Below are 21,334 nucleotides of genomic sequence, written 5' to 3' on the forward strand. Positions count from 1 at the left end.
CTGAACACCTCTAAATATAATATAACATAGTAAGAGACCAAACCCAAGCTAGCCATAGGTTTTGAAAAACTCCTATTATCTTGTCTAAAAACGTTTCCTTTTCTGCCCTTTTAGTGTAAAATAGAAAGACACAAGAAAAGTAGGTGACTTTACATGGCAACATATAGCAAAGAAAGCTTGATTGAACGGGCTCGCCAACTCCTGCCCAAGGCTTATGCGCCCTATTCTCATTTTCCGGTTGGGGCGGTCCTTTTAATGGATGATGGCCAAATCATTGAAGGGGTCAATGTTGAGAATGTTTCCTTCGGTGCTACCAACTGCGCGGAGCGGACGGCCATCTTCACGGCTGTCACCCAAGGTTACGGTCCTAAATCCATCCAGGCTATCGCCGTTGCCGGAGATACAGAGGATTTCTTACCGCCTTGCTGCATTTGCCGCCAGGTCCTAGTGGAATTCTGCCGGCCTGATGTACCCGTCTATCTGACTCGTCGCGACGGCCAGATTTACGAGACCACGGTTAGCCAAATCGTTCCGCTCGCTTTCGAGTCCTTAAAAATGTAAACTATAAGTATCAATACTTAGGAGGTATCCCATGGCACAAACTTTACTCCATGCTTGCATCCGCGTCCAAGACTTGGAAGCAACCCTTAAATTCTATACTCAACTCTTCGACTTCACCGTTAACCGCGAGAGCCGCTATCCTGACCATGGCTTCGACTTGGTTTACTTAACGGTTCCAGGCAGTGACTTCGAATTGGAATTGACCTATAACTACGACCACGGTCCATATACAGTCGGCGATGGCTTCAGCCACTTGGCCTTGGGTGTTGATGACTTGGAAGCTGTTCATGAACGTTGCTTGGCTTCAGGCTATGCCACAACTGAAATGAAGGGCTTGCCTGGCAAACCACCACGCTACTTCTTCGTGACAGACCCAGATGGCTACCGTTTGGAAGTTATGCGTAACAACTAATAGAGTGAGTGAGGCTAGGTTTGTCCTGGCCTTTTTCTTTGGAACCAGGCCTTGCGCTAGCCTCTCCCCTATGTTATACTTAGAGCTCGATGAGCCGATGCGCAACCTGGTAGGTTGCCATCGTCAGCCTATCATAGGTCTCCTTAAGAGGCCGCACCCGGATGGTGGATAGGAAGGTCCCTGCTGTGAACAGTGGCCTTGGCTAGCTAAGCTAGTTCTGACACCCAAAAGACCGCAGCCTAGGCCTAGCCTAAACTGCGGTCTTTTTTATTTTAACTCATAGTGAAGGAACTCATATAGCAACACATAGTCTCCTTGACAGGAGTCAAAGGTCTCCTGTCGTTCATAATCATCACCCACACGATTGAGGTAGGTCTTGCCGTCTGGCCCAAGCTCAATTTGACCATCCGCAAACTGCCACTCTTGGCCGCCCATCTCCTGCGGCGCCCAGTGGCCCTGCCTACTTTGGTGGTCTGCCTTGATAAAATTGTCCTGACTTAAGCTGGGGTCTGCCTGAGCCGCCACTTCTTTTAAGGCTGCTAGGTCACTTTGCCAGTCCCTCTCCATTGGACCTGGCTCATAGACCACCAAGGCTTGCCAGGCTTTTTTATCTAAGCCGGCCGCTAACTGGGGTGATAGATCCAGTCGTACCCGGACCAAGATTCTTTCCCCTTTGTGGGGGCCTTGCGTCAAATCAACCAGGTAATGCGCTCCATCAATTTGACGCATAGCCCCCGTCTCACTTAGACCCAAGACCTGTCCCAGGAGGAAGGGCACCTGGTCTTGGATTTGCACCAGCAAGCCCTTGGCTTGCTCTTCTCTGTCACGTCTAAGTTGGGATTTGACCATAGACCATTGAATATTGGCCTGATAGTAACGACTAACTTCATGTAAATGGGCCGTGTGGCCAGCCAAAAGCCACAGGACGCCCATTAGGGTCAGCTGACTAATCAGCATGAAGGCTAGCACTAAGGGAAAGGTAAAGCCTCTAGGGCCCACTTTCATCTTGCCTTGGCCTGAGCCAAAAGTAGGTTTGGTAGACTTGTCCATTGGTGAAGCTCACCTCCACTCGCAAACTTTCTCCAAATTGTGCCAGCCGCCACTCCGCTACTTGATAGAGATAGGGCTGGTAGCCAGCTTGCTTATAGAGGCGGTGCTTGTTCAAAACAATGCGATAAGTCTTCTTGTCATCTTGCCTGTCCACCAGGTCCAGATAGTCCAGACCCACTTGCTGGACTTGAAAGTGATTGAGCTCGGCCTCGAAGACCATGACGAAGTTTTGCCACTCTAGGCCATGATCGGTCTCGGCTGCCTTAATCCAACGCTGGTAGGACTGCAGGGTTAGGATGGCCGCCTCAAAGAGCAAGGCCAAAATTAAGAGGCTAAAGAGACATTCCACTAAGGTAAAGCCTTGCCTAGTCCGTCGCTTGAACATGGTAATGACTCCCCCGCTCAAACTCAATCCAACAGTCTTTGTCCTGACAAGCAAACTCAACGATTTGGGGATGGGCTTGTCTGGCCTGGATTAGCCAGTCTTGGTCTTGTCGCATCCAACCTTCCACCATCAGGGCAAAGAGCCGCCACTCCTGACTAGCCACTTGACTGTCCTCAAGTCGCTGGTAAGCCTGATGCAGGGCTGGAAGGTAGAGGGCCATCATGGCCCCCAAGAGGAGGAAGCCCACCAAAGCTTCCAGGGCAACATGTCCCCTGCTCCCCTTAGGATGGCGGTGACCACTAATCCATTTCAAAGCGTCCACTCCCCAACTGAAAACGAATATGGTGCCTTTGGCCTGTTACCCGATTGACCAAGGTCACGGTCTTGAATTTCTCGGTGCGTCCATCACCAAAATAATGAAATTGCAAGAAAGTAACCAGTTGCCAATCTTGGGGCAAGGCATAGACTTGTCGCGCCTGGGCCTGACCCAAGGGCTCAATCAGCACTTGATTGCCGCCCGTCTCGAAGACCACCCGATAGGTCTGGTGGCGACTAATGGCCTGGGTCTGACTGACCAGTAAGGCCTGAGCTAATTGGTCGCAGAATAGACGGCAGCGCCATTCTGCCAGAAAATTGCCCATGGGCAGACTGGAAAAGCACCACAAGACGAGGCTGAGAATGACCATGACCAAGAGCGACTCCCAGAGGCTAAAGCCAGCCTGGCGATCTAGTCGACTTGCCATCATGGTTGAGGAATATTAATTGGCAGGGTAATGGTCGTGTTCTCATCCAACTGCAAGAGCTTCTTGGCTTCCTCTACCTGCTTATCAGTCAAGTAGCCAGCAGTCTTCAGTTCTTTGACTGTTACCTCGCTATCATTTTCTGCCAATTTATAGGTATTGACTTGGGTTTCGATGATTTGCGCCATATTCTGACGCGCTTGTTTTTCAATTCTTTCCTTCTGACCAGCCACGTTTGGAATAATAATGGCCATGAGAAGGGCTACGATAATAAGGACGATCAACATTTCGATCAACGTGAAGGCATTCTTCCGCCGACCCTTCAGCACCCTTGCTTTCATGTTATGACCTCCTTTTGTCCTTGCGCAAAACTACAAGCCCTGAATGGTCAACATTGGCAGCATCATGACCAAGTACATGGCCACCACCAGCAAGCCGATGAAAACAAAGAGAATAGGCTGGATAAAGTGGATTTTCTTGGTCAAGTCTTCCTGCAAATCCCGACCTAGCTTGGCCGCATAGACCAGGCATTTGGCTGATAGCTGGCTGGTCAATTCACCCTGCTCAATAATGAGAGGGAATTGGCGGGTGAAGAGACCTAGCTGGCTCATCTGCTGGGTTAGGGGCCTCCCTTCCAGACAGCCGGCCATCAGATAATGGGCTAGTTCAGCCAGAAAAGGATCGACTGGATAGTCCATCCAGACCTGCAACATTTGTTGAAGGGATAGACCACCTGCCAGAAAGTAGCCCAACTCGTAGGCCACCTGCTGGGTCAGCTGCCAGGACAGCCACTTGCCTAGAAGCGGCATGGGTCTCAGCCAGACATATCGCTTGAGGTAAGAGGCTTTTTGCAGGAGTAGTCCCCCTACTCCCAAACCTAGTAGGCCCACTGCCAGTAAGAACAAGGACAGTTGGGGCAAATAGGTGAAAAAGCCAATTAAGAAGCGGACTAGCCATTCCCGCTCATATACCTCCTGGCTAATAAAGCTGGTGACCTGGGGCAAGATAAAGGTTCTCATCCCGAATAGCATGCCAACTAGACAGAGTCCCATCATGCCCGGATAGGCTAATTGCTTGGCCATTTCCTTACGGAAGAGCCGGGCCTGATGCAGGCGCTGAGCTGCTTGAACTAAGGCTTCCTGCAGGCGATTCTGGCGACTGGCATAGAAGAGTTGTGCCACGATCTTGGTCCCAAAGCCTAATTGGGCCAGGGATTTTTCTAGGCTCTGCCCTTCTACTAAGGCCGCATCTACCTTCAGAAGCAAGGCCTGATACTTAGGCATTAAGAGGGCCAGAAATTTCAGGGCTGTGCTTAAGGCAAAGCCCTGGCCCAACAAATCCGCTAGGACCGACAAGACATAGGCTTGTTGGACTAGGGGCAGCTTCTTGGGTTGGTTGAGCCGCTCAAACCACTTCAAATTGCAGGTAGGCCTTCCCATCGATGAAGCCATAGGACCACGCCTTTCTCAGCTTGTCGTTCAGAGTCTGATAGGCAGGCTCTGCTAGCTCCTGGGTCAGATGATGGCGCAAGGCCTGTCCTGACAGAATCTCTAGCAGGGCCAAGCGCTTAGCCCCAACCGGGTGATGTTGGCAGGCTAACTGACAACTGGACTGGCAGAGGCTACAATAGCGCGGAATCAGGCGTTGACTGACAATGCCAATCAAGGTCTGGGTCAGCTGAGCCTGACTAATACTAAGCTCAGCCAAACGCGCCATGACGCCCAAGCTATCCTTGGCATGGACGGTCGCAATCATCAAGTGCCCGGTTAAGGCACCCCGGATGACCATACGAGCCGTCTCTTCGTCCCGGATTTCGCCAATCATTAAGACATCCGGATGATGACGCAGGCTGGCCTTAATCATGACATCATAAGAGATACCAGCTGCCTCATTTATCTGGGTCTGTAGGAAACGGGGCTCGAAGATTTCCACCGGATCTTCCATGGTAATCACCTGAATGAACTCCTCTTGCAGTCGTTCTCTAAGCAGGTGATAGATGGTGGTAGTCTTGCCCGAACCGACTGGCCCCGAGAAGAGGATGAGGCCCGACTTGCATCGGATTAAGCGTCGCAGAATGTCCAGGTCCTTGGGAAAATAAGTCAGCAAGGGCCCGCCTTGACGCGCTTGCGACTGTATGACCCGAATGACCAAAGACTCTCGCAGGTGGACATCCCCAATGGTCGAAAAACGCAATTCCACAGCCTGTCCATCTAGTTCTAGATGGCTTGCGCCCGACTGGGGCTTGCGCTTCTCCCCTACATCCATATCCGCCCGGTACTTGAAGTAATTGATGAGCCGCTTGCCCCAGTCTAGGTCCTGACTGCCCACTTCATGCAAGAGGCCATTGAGACGAAAGTAAAGGACATAGTGGTCAGGCTTGGGCATCAGGTGGATGTCGGATACACCTTGGGAGACGGCTTTAACAATGAGATCATGGGCTTGTTCTTCAATTGCTAAGGACATAGAATTTCCCCCTCACTTATAAATACCCAAAAAGGGGCCCTTTTATCCGAAGAAACTTAGGGGATTCGGGATATTGTTTGGCAATATGATGATGGAACAGCTGATTTTTAGCGGAATTCCTTGAATCTATAATCAGAGAACACTTAATTTTTCCTATTTTAACTAATATACAAATATTATATAAGCAACAAAAAAGGACGGGACCTAAGTCCCATCCTGCTAAAACCAGGTCTCCTTCTGACTGACCTGCTGGTAGTATTGTAAGGTGTGGTTGTTTTCCAAGAGATAGTAGCCCAAGACCCCGACAGCTAGCCCGGCCAGACAGCCCCCTAGACTGAGCCAGGGCAGATAGTTGAAGAGGGTCCAAGAGCGGGCGAACCAGGCGGCTACTGACAACTGGCCCACATTGAAGAGCATGCCTCCCAGTATGGAGAGTCCAACGACCGAAACCCGCTTAGGCCCCAGCTGCTTGACTAAGAGCATGGCCCCGAAGGACAGGTAAGAACCCACCAAGGAATAGAAGAACATGGAGAAGGTCCCCCCTACCAGGAGAGTGACCAGTAAACGCAGGCTAACCACCTGAAAACTCTGGCGCGGCGTCAAGGTGAAAAGAGCCAAGAGCGTGACAATATTAGCCAAACCTAGTTTGGCCCCCGGCGCAAAGACAAAAGGCGACGGCAACATACGTTCAAATATGCTAATGACCACCCCTTGGGCGACCAGAAGCGAGAGATAAACCAACATTCGATGGCCATGGCGCTGCATGGGCACCCTCCTTTCTGAGCCGAGATTAAAATAGAAAAATTGCGCCCTAGTCAGCCTAAGGCGCAAAAGTCAATTAAAGCCAATTAGTTGCTTGAAGACTCGCTGGAAGATTCGCTTGAAGCTTCAGAACTGCTTGATGATACATCATCTGGTTGGTTAGCTAAGTCTACTAGTTCCTTAACCGCGTCTTTTAAGTCAGCGTCGTCAATTTGAACCTTAGCCGCTTCGATTAATTTACCAATAATCTTGTAAGAAAATTTTTGATCTTTAATCTTGCTGTCTAAGTATTCTTTTTTCACATCGTCTTTGATATCTGCCAATGGCTTCTTCTCACCATTGTTGATGGTCTTGATGATGTGGTAACCGAACTTACTTTTAACTGGTGTCTTGGTGTATTCGCCATTAGCTTGACCCTTAACCCCATCTTCAAATTCCTTAACCATTTGACCTGAAGTAAAGGGTGATAAGAGACCCCCTTGTTGGGCAGACCCGTCTTTAGAGTAGCTCTTAGCTAATTCGTCGAAGTTTTCGCCAGCATCTAATTTAGAGATGATGTCTTTTGCTTCTTCTTCAGTGTCAACCAAGATGTGTTGAGCTTCCATCTTAGGTTGGTAAGTGTTGTTGTAGTAGTCTTCGATAGCTGCATCGGATTGGTCGATTTGCTTAGAAACCACTTCGTTGAAGAGGTTACGGATGTAAATTTGGTTCTTGAAGTCTTCAACTGAACCTAATTTTTGGTAGGTTAAGAGTTCTTGGAACTTCTCTTCGCCACCAACTTTTTCGATTTGCTTAGCGACTTCTTCTTCTGCTTTCTTCTTGATGTCTGCAGCGTTAGGCGCGTTCATTTCCAATACCTTTTGCAAGATCATAGAACGCAAGGTTACTAAACCAGCGTCTTTTTTCATTTGGTTGTAGAGATCTTCCTTGGTGATGGTTTGGTCACCTACAGTGGCAACGTTGTCTTGCGCGTAAACCACGCTGGCAGTATTGGCAACTGCACCTGATAAAACTAAGACAGAGGCAAAAGCCATCATACGGTTAAGTGTTGTTCTTTTCATTCAATCAATCCCTTATATAACATTAATTTTTTGATTACTGTACTACTATAACACATTTGCTGTGAAATGAGTATGAAGAAGTCGAAAATCCACGAAAAGGTTACGATTTATTCACATTTTCCTGGGCTTCTTCTAAATCCGAGTTAAGTTTTTCAACTTTTTCCTGGGTGCGACGGATGCGGGGCCCATTGGCTTCCTGAAACCGACGGAAGAGCGTCTGTACTTCCCCTACCGTTGACTGTAAGAGCGGCAAGCCCTTGTCAGTTACCTCGTGCAAGGCCCGGCGAATACGGCAAGTATCTTGCCCCAATTGTTGGCTATCCTGACAGAAATCATTGACATAAGACTTAAGCTGGCGGCGAGTAGTCGCCCCATCTTGTTTGACATTAAATAGCGTCCAAGCCCCAGCCGCCAAGGCGCCTAAGACGAACCCGCGTGTAAATTTACCCATTATGCTTCCTCCTCTTGTGCTAAGGCGCTGGCAATAGCAGCCGCCCGAGCGCTAAATTCTTCTGATGTGTAAGACTTGCTGTTGTCGGCGAAGGACCAGCCAAAGCCATCGCCATCCCCTTGATAGCGGGGAATTAAGTGAATATGGGAGTGGAAAACCGTCTGGCTGGCTGCCTGACCATTGTTATTGAGGATATTAAGCCCCAACATATCAGGGAAGGCACGGCGGACTGCCCGACTAATCTTAGGCAACTTAGTCATGACCTTAGCCGCCAAGTCCTCATCATATTCAAAAATATTAGCCACATGGGTCTTAGGAATCACCAGGGTATGGCCTGGCGTCACCTGGGTAATATCTAAAAAGGCGTAGACATCCTCATCTTCATAGACCTTGGCACTGGGAATCTGGCCTTCAATTATCTTGCAAAAAATACAATCTGTCATGGCAGTCGCCTCCTCACATTCTATGATGCTAGTCTACCATAAATATAGGTGAAAGTGTATGGAAAAGGATTGGGCTTAATGACCGTTAGGGCAGTATGTGGACATTCTATCCTAGATATTAAAAACCGCCCTAATAAGGGCGGTTTACTCTATCTTAGTTTACTTAACTTATTTCTCTCAGCTAACAGCTTTTGATATTCTTCTTCTAACTCTGCATTTGGATTGACTGACAACTGACTCAATAGCGAGCTAATTCTGAATTCTAATATTGTCAGCTCATCTTTACGACCACTTCTCTTATTTCTTGTCTCATGTTCACAACTATCGATCCGACTACTTGATAATACCTGATGATCTAAACTTAGCTCAGAAGTAGCAAGGGCTGAGACAAAAGTCTTATCATGACTTACAAATAGTAAGATGCCTGGAAACTTCTTAAGTATGTGTTCTAATGCTTCAAGCGCCTTTATATCTAAAAAGTTTGTTGCTTCGTCGACAAGTAGAACATCTAAATCTTGAATCAGTAAGCAGAGTAAGTGACACTTAGCTCTCTCTCCACTACTAAGCTGATTCACCCTAGTCTCAATATTATATGTTTTAAAATTTAACACTGCCATCATAGTTCGCAATTCATGCTGGCTTAATGAGGACACATCACGAACCATTTGGTAGAGGGTACGATCATCATCTTGACTATCTGAGTTCTGCTGTTGAAAGTAGCCCTTTCGATAGTGGCTAGGGATAATTGAATTAACATAATTAAGATAGCTAGTCTTCCCAGTTCCATTATTCCCTGTAATAGCAAGTTTTTGCCCACTCATCAAGGTAAGCGCAGGTAAATCCCAAAGTACTTTTCCTTGAACGGTACATCTTTTTGGCGGGATATAAAGCGTTCGATTGATATTCTTTTGCGAATAAGTTAAGAAAGAGACATCATACTGCTCGGTAACAGGCTCCGGCTTATCCATTGCTTGCAATCTATCTACTAATTGTAAACGCGCCTTATGACTTTTCTTATTTTTTACTGCCAGTTTTGTTTTCATACCTGTGATTCGATATTCTGATGGGCTAAGCTTTCTAGGCTTCTTACTTTTACGTTCTTGCTCCTCATACTGGGCTTGAATGGTCTGTTTTAAACGTTTTGTCTCTTGATGATATTTCTTAAGGTCGGACTGATATTCTTGTTGCCTAATCAGGAGCTGATCTTGATATTGATCGTAATTACCTTCATATTCAGTAAGCTGCCCTTTCTCAATCGCCCATATCTTATTACAGATACGACGTAACAAATCACGGTCATGACTTACAATGCAAAAAGTTCCATGGGTTCTTTCAATCAGGGCAATCAAATTAGCTATATTGTTTACGTCAAGATAGGTAGTAGGCTCATCCAATAGATAAAGGCAATTCGTTTCTTTCAAAGTAGACACCATTTTATCCATGACGGTCTCACCACCACTTTTACCTATATCGGCCAAATTGGAGAAAGTAGAAAGAACACTTGTTAGACCTTGTTTTTCGCATATTTTCGCTATAGAGGCTAATAAAGTGGATTTCCCACTACCATTTTTACCGATGATGCCTATAACATCTCCTTCATTTATTACTAAAGTTGGCGACTTAAATAAGACACGATCTTTAATTTCAATATTTTGTGCAGGTAAATGGTACTGTCTCATAAATGTCTCCTCCTAGCCAGAATACGGACCCTATAGCCTTTCTATCTAAAATTAGATAACATCTTATTTTTATCATCTTTTTTTAATCTTACACTTACTAACATTCTACCCTAGTTAAGGTAAATGTCAACTCTTGTCCCGTAGTTGAAATTTCTGTTTGATTTATGCCTTCCTCTGATTAATATCAAAGGGTTTAGCTGCCACGAACTTTTTTGTTATTCCGAGCACACCAAAACTCCCCCTACAAGTTAAACTTGCATAGGGGGAGTAATCAAATTATTCTTTGGTTTGTTGGGCTCGCTTTTCAGAAAGATGCCATCCGTCAGGGAAGCTATAACATTCTAACACCTTACTAAATGGAATGGTCGAGATATTTTTGGACTGCACCTTGAATCGTTTAAGCAAGGTATTGTAGAATATTCTGTAATCTTTATCTGGCATAAAGCATTGCAAAGTCAAAAAGGTACTGAATACTGTGTTCTTCGGACTATCTTTTAAAACGCCGTAGGGTTCAAATAATACTGCGACATGGTATAAATGCTTTCGACAAGTAAAATGATGTAGTTTATTATTATGAGCCACACAATTTCGTATCTCATTAATATGCTCAAGCATTCGATCTATGTATTCTGGCGGAAGTTGCACAGACTCCTTTGTATTGGAGTATAAAAACTGAGCTAATCTTCGCGCCACTTTTGTTCGGACTCTAGAACTAGAATGCTTGTACATGTATCTAACCGTCCCAAACTCTAACTCATTTATAATCACCCATAAAGGGACGTCATGATAGTTGCTGTGATGGTGTTTAACAGAATTTGGCTCCTTTTTCTGGATTAGAGAGGAGATTTTCCTCGAAATATCAGAAAGCGTTCTGCTAATCTCTAGTGGCGATGTATCGGGGTAGCTGGAAGTTCTCAAATAAGCATAAGGCTCATCATGGTATTCTTCTGCCATGTAGTAAGACAAAATCGACTTAAAATGTTTTTCGGCCACTAAAATAAATTTCATTAGGTTAGCCTTTATTTCTGTGTCTAAAATATGTAGCGCCTTTATTTCTTTGAATTCTGTTCCAGTGACATATTGATTGGTATTTTCTTGGAAGACCTTGCTATACATATTAATGATGTTGTAATAGTTGTTATCTAACAAATATAGCTTAGCCTCTTCTTCATTATCAAACGCTAAGCCTCGTTCTCTAAGAATCTGAATTTGTTGCTCCAAACTTTTAAAGGGCCTCATGGTTTCATCTCCTCTAAGATAAAGATAAACAAAAACACTACCTATTCTTGGGAGAATAAGTAGCGTTTTGCGCGCATAGCTCCTCCACATGTTGCGGTCAGAGTACTACTGCTATCTTCTTAACCAAATTATAGGCCTAATCTCAAAGTCTGTCAATCATTATCTCGAGCGAAAGATGAATTATTTACTGACAAAAAAGCCCCTCACTAAGAGGGGCTTTCATACATCGCCGGAGGGAATCGAACCCCCATTACAAGAACCGGAATCTTGTGTGATATCCTTTACACTACGGCGACAGTACTTGATTATCTTACCACAGAAGGTGGTTTTTGGCAAGGTCTTTCCCCTGGAATTTTGGCATAAGAAGAGCCCGGGCAAGGGTGTCCCCCGCCCGGACTGATTAAGTTTATTCCTTGTTCGTACTGAAGAAAACAGGGTTGATATTGCTGAAGGCGATAGTATAATCACCGTCTTTTGGCACCTTAATCGTGGCATAGCCTTCATGTTCAGCACTAGGGAAGAGACTATAATCTTCAAACATGAGCTCTTTTGGAATGCTTGGAAAGACCTCTTGCTCAATTTGCTTACCCTTAAGATCCAAAACTCTTGGAAACATTTCAATAGTGTCTAAAGGATAATCTTCGTCGCCTTTTTCATAGACTAATTTGACCTTAATTAGATGATATTCATACTTACTATCCAACTTGTCAATTTCGTCTTGATTTGAATCCTCAAATTCTAGTAATTTATCTTGAGCTTCCTTGCCCTTAAGAACTTCTAGAACTGAAAGCTTAATGGTGGTCATCACCTTTTGATCGCCAAAATATTCCTTATAGGTAATTTCCTTTTCTTGTCCCAAAGGCACGGGACTATCAGGCTTGCCCCACTTGTCTTTATCAGCTTCTGAATGAGCTTTCTTCTTGCTAGAAGATTCTGTTGAGCTAGAGGAAGCAGATTCGCTAGAAGTGCTAGAAGAACTTGAAGAGCTTTCAGCTGCCACCGAGAATGTTGGGGCCACAGCACCTACTAGGCTTAAAGCCAAAACTGCTGATAGGAGTCGTTTTTTCATTCCATAACCACCTTTACATCTTAATAAATTGATGATAGCTTCTTGCCAATTGCCTGACAATAAAGCCTTGACTGTCAATCATAAAGCCCGGCTCAGGCTCTTGCCCTAGCCGGACTTGTCTGCGTCTATTCCTTAGTCGTGCTGAAGAAAACAGGCTTGCCAAAGTCATAGGAAATTGAATAGTCGCCACCTTTAGGAACAGCCACTACCACATACCCTTCATGGTCACTACCTGGATAGAGTTCAATATCGGAGAACTTCTTCTCGTTTGGCACATCCGCATAGAAATCCACCTTAACTTCCTTACCTTTGGCATCAAATACTTTTGGTCGGTAAGGCGTTTTTAAAGGCTCATCTTCGTCGCCCTTTTCATAAACAAATTTGAGTTTAATCAAGTTTAACTCATAATTACTATCCAACTTTTTGATAGCTTCTTTGTTATAGCTTTCAAACTCTAATAGTTTAGCTTCAGCTTCTTTGCCCTTGAGAACTTCTAAGACGGAAAGCTTAGCCTTTACATCAACCTTTTTACCTCCAATATAGTCTTTATATTGAACTTCCTTTTCTTGGCCTAAAGGTACCGGTGTGCTGCGTTTACCCCAGTTAGCCTTGTCCGCTTCTGAATGAGATTTTTTCTTGCTGGAAGATTCTTCTGAGCTAGAAGAAGAGGCTTCGCTAGAAGCGCTGGAGGAACTTGATGAACTTTCTGCTGCTACCAAGACGGTTGGAGCTAGGGCGCCAACTAAACTTAAGGCGAAAGCTGCAGATAGGAGTAGTTTTTTCATTCAATGACCACCTTTACATGTTGATAATTTAATTATATCTTATTGAGAATCATAATACAAGATGCCATCCATACAAAAAGGCTAGGACCCTCGCCCTAGCCTTGTTTTGCTTATTTTTGTCCGTAGTAGGCATTAGCCCCGTGTTTACGGAAATAATGTTTGTCCAGCACATATTGTGGTAAGGGCTGAATGTCTGGGTTAATGGCTTCTGTTTCCAGCGCCATATGACAAACTTCATCCAATACCAAGCTGTTCTCGATGGCCTTTTGAATCGTTGGCCCCCAAGTGAAAGGTCCATGACCTTGAACCAAGACACCTGGTACTGCCAATGGATCCAAGTTGCGTTCCTTGAAGGTGTCCGCGATGACTACCCCAGTATTGACTTCGTAGGCTTCCGCCACTTCTGTCTCAGTCAAATGCCGGGTTAATGGCACTGGCCCATAGAAGGTATCCGCATGTGTCGTCCCGTAGCAAGGCAAATCACGCCCTGCTTGAGCCCAACAAACCGCATACTTACTGTGGGTGTGGACCACAGCATTGACGCCAGGAAAGGCCTTATACAGCACCACATGGGTTGGCAGGTCAGATGATGGACGATAGCCATCAGCATCCAGTGGCTTACCGTCTAGGTCGGTCACCACCATTTGGTCAGGTGTCATCTGCTTGTAGTCCACGCCACTTGGCTTGATGACAATAACGCCTAAGTCGCGGTTAACTTCAGAGGCATTACCCCAAGTTAATTGAACCAAACCCCATTCAGGTAATTGCAAGTTGGCATTGAAGACGCGTTCTTTCATTTTGGCAATGATTTCTTCACGATTCATTAGTATCCTGCCTCCTCAAAGATTGGTTTTAGGAAGGCCTGTGCTTCCTTGATACGTTCTGCTGGCTGGTCGTCGGTCTCACTCCACATTTCGAAGAGGAAGGTCCCTTCATAACCTAAGCGCTTAAGGGTCTTAAGGCAGCCTAAGAAGTCGACATCACCCTCACCCCATGGCACACACTTGAATTGGCCTGGGAAGTCTGGCGTCACATTCTTGGTGTCCTTAACATGGACAGCCACAATGTGGTCAATCCCCTTCTCTAGCTCGTAACCTGGATTGTTTTCTGGCCAAGCAGACAAGTTACCCAAGTCAGGATAGGCTTGTAACCATGGTGACTTGATTTGTTGCTTGATTTCCATGAATTTAGACAGGGAGTTAATGAAGGGATCATCCATAATCTCAATGGACAGCATGACTTGTTTGGCAGCCGCCTTCTTAACTGCCTTATCTAAGTTCTCAATAAAGAGCTCGCGCGACAGCACGGTCTTGTCTTCATAGTAGACATCATAGCCGGCCAATTGGATGTTGCGGACGCCTAACTTAACGGCTAGGTCCACACACTCCTGCATCATTTCCAAGGCCTTTTGGCGCTTAGCGGGATCAGCCGACCCAAATGGATAACGGCGATGGCCGGATAAGCAGATGGAATAGACGCGGACGCCTGTGGAGCGTTGGGCTTGGTTGACGGCCTCAATCTCTTGATCGGTCCATTGCAGGCGAGCCAGACGTTCGTCGGTCTCGTCAATGGACATTTCAACGAAGTCGAAGCCCAGAGAAGCCGCTAGCTCTAGCCGCTCCTGCCAGGAAATACCCTTAGGTAGGGCCTTCTCATAAATACCAAATGTTGTCATAGCCTAACCCCAAATCTCGCGGATCTTGTCCTTGAACTCGCGGGCTGCGGCAGCAGGATCTGCTGCTTCCGTAATGCCACGACCGGCGATGAAGGTGTAGACATCGACGCCACGGAAGAGTTCCAAGGTGTCCACGTTGAGGCCACCAGTTACAGAGACACGGAAGCCCATTTCGATTAATTTCTTAACCTTGCTTAGGTCGCGCTCACCCCAGGTTTCACCTGCTAGGAGGGCGTCACGGCTTTGGTGGTAGATGGCTTGGCTGATGCCAGCGTCTAACCACTGTTGAGCCTGCTCATAAGTCCAGTCACCATATAGTTCGACTTGGATTTCCTTAACTTCTTTGGCTGCGGCCTTCATGGTTGGAATGGTGGCGCTACAGATACAGGTCATCCAGTCAGCTCCATACTTAGCCACGTTCTTAGCCACAGTCCCACCCGCATCGGCACACTTGGTGTCAGCGACGATGATTTTGTCAGGGAAGATGTTGCGCAGGGTTTGAACCACTTCGCCCCCTACTTCCAGTAAGAGCACGGTCCCTGCTTCGATAATGTCGACTTCATGGCCAACTGATACGGCAGCCGCTACGGCATCAGGACGATTAGAATGGTCTAAGGCAACTTGTAAATTAGGAATTCCCATGCTTAACCTCCTTAGGCGCCAATGCCGTTTTCAGCTAATTTCTCAGTGATTTCTTTTTCAGATAAGAGGTTTTGTAAGCCAATGACTTTAGTGTTTGGTAAGTCTAAGCCATCGAAGACATCGATTAAGGCTTTGGAGCAGATAACCACATCATAGCCCTTAGCTAAGGATTTTGCTTCGGCGATCGCACAGTGGTGGATTTCCAAAGGCACTCCGATTTTGCGGAAGACATTGGTAATCTTCATCTTAATAATTTGGCTTGAACCCATCCCTGAACCACATGCTGCTAATACTTTCATTTTTTATTCGCTCCTTTTTCATTCTTAAATTGGTATGGCTTGACCGGTGTAAGCGCAGTCAAGCCATCCACGTTTTTATTATACTACGATTAAGCTTCTTTTGCTTCTAAATAGGCTTCGTAATCTTCTGCAATAGTGAAGTAGTGTTCCTTGTTCTTGAGGTATTGCAATTGAGGAATTGCCAAGAGGATCACCAATACGACGCCCAAACCTACATAGTGTAAGTTTTGCATTAAGAAACCGAACCCAACCCAGACAGTGTCCCAGTCGAAGTTGCCGTGCCAACCGCCGTATTTAGCTAAGCCGAAGGCACCAGCTGCCAAGGCCCCACCCAATACTTGGATGACCCCAGAAGCGAAGGTTAAGATAGAAGCAGCACGCAAGCCACCCTTGTGGTTAGCATAGACAGCGAAGGTCGCGTTGTCGAAGAAGACAGGCACGAACCCAGTGATGATGAAGACAGGGCTCTTGAAGACAATCAAACCGATGATGGCCACTAATTGACCTAATACCCCGAAGAGGAAGCCGATAGTCACAGCGTTTGGTGAACCAAAACCGTAGACAGCCGCACAGTCAACCGCTGGCATAGAACCTGGCAAGAGTTTGTTAGAGATCCCTTGGAAGGCTTCAGACAATTCAGCCACGAACATGCGCACCCCAAGTTGCAATACTTGGATGTAAACGGTGAAGGTTAAGGCAACCTTCATGATGTAGAAGAAGAAGTCGTCTGTTTCTTTGAGAGTGGTCATCTTGAGCTTGAGAATTTCTTGCCCGTTGACGCTGACTAAGTAGTCTTTACCTAAGATTAAGAGGATAGCACCGAAGAAGACGATCATCAAGATAGAAGTTGCCACGATGGATTCCTTGAAGATAGACAAGAAACCAGGCAATTCCAAATCTTCGATCTTGCGGTCGTTCTTACCAGAGAGTTTTGGCGCTAACTTGTCAGTTAACCAAATACCAAACATTTGTTGGTGACCGATAGCGAAGCCGCCACCTTCAGTGAGTTCTTGAGTTGCTTCAACCGTAAGGTTAGAAGCCACTGCCCAGTAAACCCCAAGGACAATCCCTAAAACCACCACGAATTGTAATTGGTTCACGTCATTGCCCAAAGCCAAAGCTAAGAGCCAGGTAGCCGTTGCAGATTGTTGGACCATGATGTGACCGGTAATGAAGACGGTACGCACCTTGGTAAAACGACGGAAGATGACTAAGGCTAAGTTAGCCAAGAAGGCTACTAAGAGCACTTGCACGGTCAAACCAGTGGCGTGACCTGCTTCTTTCAAGGCTGCTTCAGCCGCAGCTTGCCCGAAGTAAGGGTCGATAACCGCTGCTTGTAATTGGAAACGGTCAGCCAAAGCGACCAAGATTGGACGGAAGTTTGAAACCAAACCGCCGGCTGCTACGTTCAGGATCATATAACCGACCACGGCTTTGATGAAACCAGCTAGGGCATCATACCATTTGCGGCCCAAGAGTAAATAACCAACTAAGACAATCAGCCCGACAAAGTATTCAGGCTTGGTAAAGATGTTGGCATAGAAAAATTGCCAGAAACCAAATAAAAATTCCATATTATTCACCTAATCCCTCTAAAATAGATTGTAAGTCTTCCTTGCTGCGGGCCTTAACAAAGGCCTCAACCACTTCTTCTGAATCGAGCAAGGTCACGAGTTCAGAGAGGTTTTCCAAGTGCTTCTCATTGTCTGTAGATGCCAAGACGAAGAAAAGGCGAGGTTGGTAATCAGCACCAGGACCGAAGTCAACTGGCTTGTCTGTATTCATAAAGGCAACGGCGGTTTCATTCACCCCTCTTCCCTCTTGGGCATGGGGAATGCAGATGTCCGGCGCAATCACGATGTAAGGTCCAAATTCGTGGACGTTGGCAATGATATAGCCTGGATATTCTGGCTCAATCACGCCCTGAGCCACTAGGGGCTCGCAGGCAGCGCGAATGGCATCTTCCCAGGAATCGTAGCCAGCTTGGAAGCTGAAACGATTACCATCAATAATTTCTCTTAACATTAGTCAGTCTCCTCTAGTTCAGTCTTATAAGAAGGATGGGAATGGCACGTCATTTTCCTTGCTGAAGGCATCGTCGAAGCCACGGTAGAAGTTAAATTCTAACTTGTTCAAGTCTTGTGGGTAGTTGTATTGCCCCCCTACTTGCCAGATAAATGGTTGGAAGTCATATTGCAGGCGGTCTTTCTTCATGTTCCAGAGGGCTAAGATTTCATCGGTGTCAGCCATGAAGTTAGTCCAGATATCGTGGTGAACTGGGATGACTACGCGGGCATTCAAGCACTCAGCCATACGCAAGATATCAACAGAGGTCATCTTGTCAGTAATCCCACGAGGGTTTTCACCGAAGGCCCCTAAGCAGACATCAATCTTGTGTTCGTTACCGTGTTTAGCGAACATGTTAGAGAAGTGAGAGTCGCCGGCATGGTAGATGTTACCACCTGAAGTTTTGAAGAGGTAGTTGACGGCGATTAGGTCCATATCTTGTGGCATTTTACCCTTGAGTTCATATTCAGGGTCACCATCCCAAGTCACTAAGGCGGTCCGGTCGAAGGCTTCTAAGGCTACGACTTCGATGTCTTTGATCTTAACGGATTCGTTAGGACGCACTACCACGGTACGCTCTTCTGGGACACCCCATTTGAGCCAGGTATCGACCACGGCTTTAGGACCCACGAATTTAGCCTCTGGGCAGTTCTTAGCCACAGCAGCGGCGGTGTTAATGTCTAAGTGGTCAGAGTGGATGTGAGTGACCACTAAAGCGTCCACGCCTTCGATTTCGAATGGATCCAGGACGAATGGTTGGTTACGTAAGTTTGGTTGGAGTTTTTCTACCCCGGACATACGCATCATTTGGTGGCCCTTCTTCATGTTGCCGGCCCCGTGACTGCGTTTACCTGTACCGGTCCAGAGATCGCAAAGGATGTTAGTGCCTTGATCGGATTTGATCCAAATCCCGGTACAGCCTAACCACCACATAGCGAAAGAATTTGGCTCTACTTGTTTGTCACGAATTTCTTCATTGAGCCAAGTTCCCCACTCTGGGAAGGTCTCGCGCAACCAAGTATCCTTTGTTACATCTTGGATTGTTCTCATCATTATTACCTCCATTAACTTGTGTCTAGCGATGTTTACATGTCTATGATAACGCAACCAGACACCGCTTACAAGCTAATTTTATGTTCGATTTAACATTTAATGTGCTTTTTCTGTGTTCGATGTTTGTTTTATGCTTGTTTTGTGGTAAGATATGGTTAAAAATTACTAGAAAGAAGTGTCCACCATGAAACGTTCCGTCCAAGATGTTCGTCAACGGCGTGATTTGATGATTCAGGCCCTCAACCAATCACCCAGCAAGAGTCTAACCGTCGAAAGCCTAGCCCATTTGGCCAAGGTGTCTACCATGACGGTGCGGCGCGACTTGAACCTGCTGGCTAAGATGGGCATTATCGAACGCCACCATGGTTATGCCATCCTGAATGAGGTGCCCTTTTTCGAAGGTGATACCCAAAATCCCCATATCGAACAAATCAAACAGGCCATCGCTGAAAAAGCCGCCACTTATATAGAAGAAAAGATGACCATTTATATGAACACCTCCACCACCGCCATGCACGTCATGGACTATCTCAAGGAGACGCCAGTCACGGTGGTCACTAACAACCTGCGTATGAGCGAACAGGAAATGCACCCAAGTTCGACCATTATCCTGTCAGGGGGGGAGATTCATTTTCCTAAGGCGGCCCTAGTCGGCGAACTGGCGGCTGACTCCCTGCGCCATATCAATGCCAATATCTGCATTATGGGCTGCTCCGGCATTAACGCCCAAGTCGGCATTACCACCGGCGACTTCCGCGAGTCCAAGGTCAACCAACTCATGGTCCAGAACTCCCACGGCCTGGTCATCGTAGTGGCCGACTACCGCAAGATTGGTGTCACCTCCAACTTCCAGGTAGCCGGCATTCAAAAGATCGACATTCTCATCACCGACACCTATGGCGACCCTGCCCGCCTCAAGGAAATCGAAGAGGCCGGCGTGACCGTCATTCAAATTGATGAAGCCAACTAAAGCACAAGCCCTACTTGCTAGTCTTAAGCAAGTGGGGCTTGATTTTTTATATAGCAAAAGGGAGCAAGCTCACAGGCCGGCTCCCTTTTCTTCTTGCTTTTCTTGTCTAATGATGGCTTCTAGCGAGGCCGAGAAACGCTCCCGGTCCTGGCGACCAAAGGGCTTGGGCCCCTTACCTCCGTAACGTCCCGTCTTACGCCGGCTGACCTGGCCCATATAACGTTGGGTCAGGAGCTGGTCCATGGCTTCTGGCCGGTAGCGCCAGCCCATGTGATGCAAGACAATGGCCTTGTTAAGGAGAATGGTCGCCAGACCATAGTCCTGGGTGACCACAATATCGCCCGCCTGGACCAAGGCCACAATCTTATAGTCGGCCTGGTCAGCGCCCCGCTCCACATAAACCGTCTGGACATGAGACGGATAGTCGGTCTTGCTGACATGGTTATAGGAGGCCACGATGATGACGGGCAGGTCCCATTTGGCGGCTAGGCTAATGGCCTCGGCCTTAACAGGACAGGCATCCCCATCCAGCAAAATCCGCATCTACTTATCCTCCTGGGCCGCCAATTTGGCTTCCACATAGGCATCTTGGAAATGCGTCGCCCAGTAAACCCACATAATCATGGCCATAAAGGCAATGCCCAATCCAGTTAGGACATGGGCCGGGTTGCCCGTCACAAAGCCTACAAGGACGGCCACCAAGGTTGGCCAACCGAAGCAGTTGAGGCAGACCCGGAAGGCCTGGCCATAAGACTTAATGGAGAAGATATCCGTGAATTTCATAAAGGACAGGAAGCCCGCCACACCAAAGAGCATGATTAGGAAGCTGACCGCTAGCAAGAGCCAGGAATTAATGAAGATGGTCAGAATAATGGCTAGGCGATTATTTTGGAACCACTGGCCAGATAGGAGCCGGTTGAGACTGTCCGCGCTAGTAGCCGGTCTAAAGTCAGCTTCTGGGTCATAAGGCTGGGACAAGAAGCGATTGCCTGCCGCCGTCACCACGAAACGTTCAGGTGTGAAGGCTACCCCCGCCTTGCCTGCCAGGCTAGCTTCTAGCTGCTGGCTATCATCTTGAGCCAGGAGCATGACACGGCCTTGGTCATCGTCACGCAGACTGGTGTCTTGGCTAGGCATGACCAGCTGGCCATTGGGCCCGGTCGCATAATGAGACACTTGCTCCGCTACTTGGTCGTCTAGCAGGGCCATAGACTGGGAAGCAAATTGATCTAGGCTGACAATCTTGAGCTGGCCAATCTTAACCGCAATGGGTAGAATCATGACGCTAATAATCAAGAGAATCACAGCTAGAGTCTGCCTGAGTTTGAGAGGTTGCCGCTCCTTGAAGGCCGACACTGGCCCTGCCATGGCGGCAAAGTAATTAAGGGGAAATGCTTTTGTGGACATCCGGGTTCCTACTTTCATTGAATTCTACCTCTCTAGTATACCATAAAGGCACCCGCTGGAAAACCAGGCCGAGAGGTCATGAGGGAAGAATTCCCCCTCTAAACAAAAAGGACAGGAAAAG

Annotated in this window: 27 protein-coding genes and 1 tRNA gene; 3 read left to right on the forward strand and 25 right to left on the reverse strand. The window is 46.9% G+C overall.

The genetic code is table 11. From position 1 onward, the window contains the following. The first annotated feature begins 153 nt into the window (after window positions 1–153). Together RWO08_RS05070 and RWO08_RS05075 are read left to right on the forward strand one after the other, a co-directional pair. Window positions 154–561 (forward strand): cytidine deaminase, encoded by a 408-nt coding sequence (locus tag RWO08_RS05070; protein ID WP_023391879.1) that lies wholly within the window; start codon window positions 154–156, stop codon window positions 559–561. Window positions 562–592: 31 nt separating this feature from the next. Next, window positions 593–973, forward strand: coding sequence for a VOC family protein (locus RWO08_RS05075; protein ID WP_314211391.1), 381 nt, complete (start codon window positions 593–595; stop codon window positions 971–973). Window positions 974–1,240: 267 nt separating this feature from the next. Here the strand turns inward: RWO08_RS05075 and RWO08_RS05080 are convergent, their stop codons facing one another. The 23 genes from RWO08_RS05080 to ulaG form a co-directional block, all read right to left on the reverse strand. After that, window positions 1,241–2,023, reverse strand: coding sequence for a hypothetical protein (locus tag RWO08_RS05080; protein WP_314211392.1), 783 nt, complete (start codon window positions 2,021–2,023; stop codon window positions 1,241–1,243). Then, complete coding sequence (gene comGF, locus RWO08_RS05085; RefSeq protein ID WP_314211393.1) at window positions 1,962–2,408, reverse strand: competence type IV pilus minor pilin ComGF; 447 nt, start codon at window positions 2,406–2,408, stop codon at window positions 1,962–1,964. The genes RWO08_RS05080 and comGF overlap by 62 nt, the downstream gene beginning before the upstream one ends. Next, window positions 2,389–2,721, reverse strand: a complete 333-nt coding sequence (locus tag RWO08_RS05090; protein ID WP_291431840.1) for a hypothetical protein — start codon at window positions 2,719–2,721, stop codon at window positions 2,389–2,391. The genes comGF and RWO08_RS05090 overlap by 20 nt, the downstream gene beginning before the upstream one ends. Continuing rightward, window positions 2,708–3,154 carry a competence type IV pilus minor pilin ComGD gene (comGD, locus tag RWO08_RS05095; protein WP_314063897.1) on the reverse strand — a complete coding sequence of 149 codons (447 nt, stop codon included), beginning with the start codon at window positions 3,152–3,154 and terminating at the stop codon, window positions 2,708–2,710. Before comGD ends, RWO08_RS05090 begins: the two co-directional genes overlap by 14 nt. Continuing rightward, entirely contained in the window at window positions 3,151–3,489 is a 339-nt protein-coding gene (gene comGC / locus RWO08_RS05100; protein WP_023391873.1) for a competence type IV pilus major pilin ComGC, read from the reverse strand. The genes comGD and comGC overlap by 4 nt, the downstream gene beginning before the upstream one ends. Before the next feature lie 30 nt (window positions 3,490–3,519). Beyond that, on the reverse strand, window positions 3,520–4,566 hold the full coding sequence (gene comGB / locus RWO08_RS05105; protein WP_314211394.1) for a competence type IV pilus assembly protein ComGB: 1,047 nt from the start codon (window positions 4,564–4,566) through the stop codon (window positions 3,520–3,522). Continuing rightward, the gene (gene comGA, locus RWO08_RS05110; protein ID WP_314211395.1) at window positions 4,553–5,611 is read right to left on the reverse strand and encodes a competence type IV pilus ATPase ComGA; all 1,059 of its coding nucleotides are present in this window, start codon (window positions 5,609–5,611) and stop codon (window positions 4,553–4,555) included. The genes comGB and comGA overlap by 14 nt, the downstream gene beginning before the upstream one ends. A gap of 219 nt (window positions 5,612–5,830) precedes the next feature. Then, a complete protein-coding gene (locus tag RWO08_RS05115) occupies window positions 5,831–6,376 on the reverse strand; it encodes a Gx transporter family protein (RefSeq protein WP_070756141.1) in 546 nt (181 codons plus the stop codon). Window positions 6,377–6,459: 83 nt separating this feature from the next. Then, on the reverse strand, window positions 6,460–7,434 hold the full coding sequence (locus tag RWO08_RS05120; RefSeq protein WP_314211396.1) for a peptidylprolyl isomerase: 975 nt from the start codon (window positions 7,432–7,434) through the stop codon (window positions 6,460–6,462). 100 nt (window positions 7,435–7,534) lie between these two features. Continuing rightward, window positions 7,535–7,885: a hypothetical protein gene (locus tag RWO08_RS05125; RefSeq protein ID WP_314211397.1), complete on the reverse strand. Its 351-nt coding sequence runs from the start codon at window positions 7,883–7,885 to the stop codon at window positions 7,535–7,537. Continuing rightward, complete coding sequence (locus RWO08_RS05130) at window positions 7,885–8,328, reverse strand: HIT family protein (RefSeq protein ID WP_314211398.1); 444 nt, start codon at window positions 8,326–8,328, stop codon at window positions 7,885–7,887. The genes RWO08_RS05125 and RWO08_RS05130 overlap by 1 nt, the downstream gene beginning before the upstream one ends. A gap of 149 nt (window positions 8,329–8,477) precedes the next feature. Continuing rightward, entirely contained in the window at window positions 8,478–10,007 is a 1,530-nt protein-coding gene (locus RWO08_RS05135; RefSeq protein WP_314211399.1) for an ATP-binding cassette domain-containing protein, read from the reverse strand. Window positions 10,008–10,283: 276 nt separating this feature from the next. Continuing rightward, complete coding sequence (locus tag RWO08_RS05140; protein WP_314211400.1) at window positions 10,284–11,246, reverse strand: Abi family protein; 963 nt, start codon at window positions 11,244–11,246, stop codon at window positions 10,284–10,286. Window positions 11,247–11,470: 224 nt separating this feature from the next. Beyond that, a tRNA-Arg gene (locus tag RWO08_RS05145) sits at window positions 11,471–11,542 on the reverse strand. A gap of 110 nt (window positions 11,543–11,652) precedes the next feature. Further along, window positions 11,653–12,315, reverse strand: a complete 663-nt coding sequence (locus RWO08_RS05150; protein WP_314211401.1) for a hypothetical protein — start codon at window positions 12,313–12,315, stop codon at window positions 11,653–11,655. A 125-nt stretch (window positions 12,316–12,440) separates the two neighbouring features. Beyond that, window positions 12,441–13,100, reverse strand: coding sequence for a hypothetical protein (locus RWO08_RS05155; RefSeq protein WP_314211402.1), 660 nt, complete (start codon window positions 13,098–13,100; stop codon window positions 12,441–12,443). Window positions 13,101–13,210: 110 nt separating this feature from the next. Continuing rightward, window positions 13,211–13,924 (reverse strand): L-ribulose-5-phosphate 4-epimerase AraD, encoded by a 714-nt coding sequence (gene araD, locus RWO08_RS05160; protein ID WP_314211403.1) that lies wholly within the window; start codon window positions 13,922–13,924, stop codon window positions 13,211–13,213. After that, window positions 13,924–14,775, reverse strand: a complete 852-nt coding sequence (locus RWO08_RS05165) for an L-ribulose-5-phosphate 3-epimerase (protein WP_314211404.1) — start codon at window positions 14,773–14,775, stop codon at window positions 13,924–13,926. The genes araD and RWO08_RS05165 overlap by 1 nt, the downstream gene beginning before the upstream one ends. 3 nt (window positions 14,776–14,778) lie before the next feature. Next, a complete protein-coding gene (locus RWO08_RS05170; protein WP_070756122.1) occupies window positions 14,779–15,417 on the reverse strand; it encodes a 3-keto-L-gulonate-6-phosphate decarboxylase UlaD in 639 nt (212 codons plus the stop codon). Between the two features lie 11 nt (window positions 15,418–15,428). Next, window positions 15,429–15,716, reverse strand: coding sequence for a PTS sugar transporter subunit IIB (locus RWO08_RS05175; RefSeq protein ID WP_023391861.1), 288 nt, complete (start codon window positions 15,714–15,716; stop codon window positions 15,429–15,431). An 89-nt stretch (window positions 15,717–15,805) separates the two neighbouring features. Then, complete coding sequence (locus RWO08_RS05180) at window positions 15,806–17,290, reverse strand: PTS ascorbate transporter subunit IIC (RefSeq protein WP_070756121.1); 1,485 nt, start codon at window positions 17,288–17,290, stop codon at window positions 15,806–15,808. Between the two features lies 1 nt (window position 17,291). Further along, complete coding sequence (locus RWO08_RS05185) at window positions 17,292–17,741, reverse strand: PTS sugar transporter subunit IIA (protein ID WP_314211405.1); 450 nt, start codon at window positions 17,739–17,741, stop codon at window positions 17,292–17,294. Between the two features lie 24 nt (window positions 17,742–17,765). After that, window positions 17,766–18,833 (reverse strand): L-ascorbate 6-phosphate lactonase, encoded by a 1,068-nt coding sequence (gene ulaG / locus RWO08_RS05190; RefSeq protein ID WP_399495823.1) that lies wholly within the window; start codon window positions 18,831–18,833, stop codon window positions 17,766–17,768. Between the two features lie 187 nt (window positions 18,834–19,020). Here ulaG and RWO08_RS05195 point away from each other — a divergent pair, with 187 nt between their 5' ends. After that, window positions 19,021–19,806 (forward strand): DeoR/GlpR family DNA-binding transcription regulator, encoded by a 786-nt coding sequence (locus tag RWO08_RS05195; protein WP_314211407.1) that lies wholly within the window; start codon window positions 19,021–19,023, stop codon window positions 19,804–19,806. Between the two features lie 69 nt (window positions 19,807–19,875). On the opposite strand, the gene RWO08_RS05200 is transcribed toward RWO08_RS05195, so the two are convergent. Together RWO08_RS05200 and RWO08_RS05205 are read right to left on the reverse strand one after the other, a co-directional pair. Next, window positions 19,876–20,349 (reverse strand): YaiI/YqxD family protein, encoded by a 474-nt coding sequence (locus RWO08_RS05200; RefSeq protein ID WP_314211408.1) that lies wholly within the window; start codon window positions 20,347–20,349, stop codon window positions 19,876–19,878. Next, window positions 20,350–21,213, reverse strand: a complete 864-nt coding sequence (locus tag RWO08_RS05205) for a DUF1189 family protein (protein WP_314211409.1) — start codon at window positions 21,211–21,213, stop codon at window positions 20,350–20,352. It lies immediately after the preceding gene. Window positions 21,214–21,334: the final 121 nt, after the last annotated feature.

The sequence above is a fragment of the uncultured Abiotrophia sp. genome (genome assembly GCF_963520105.1).
Lineage (GTDB): Bacteria > Bacillota > Bacilli > Lactobacillales > Aerococcaceae > Abiotrophia.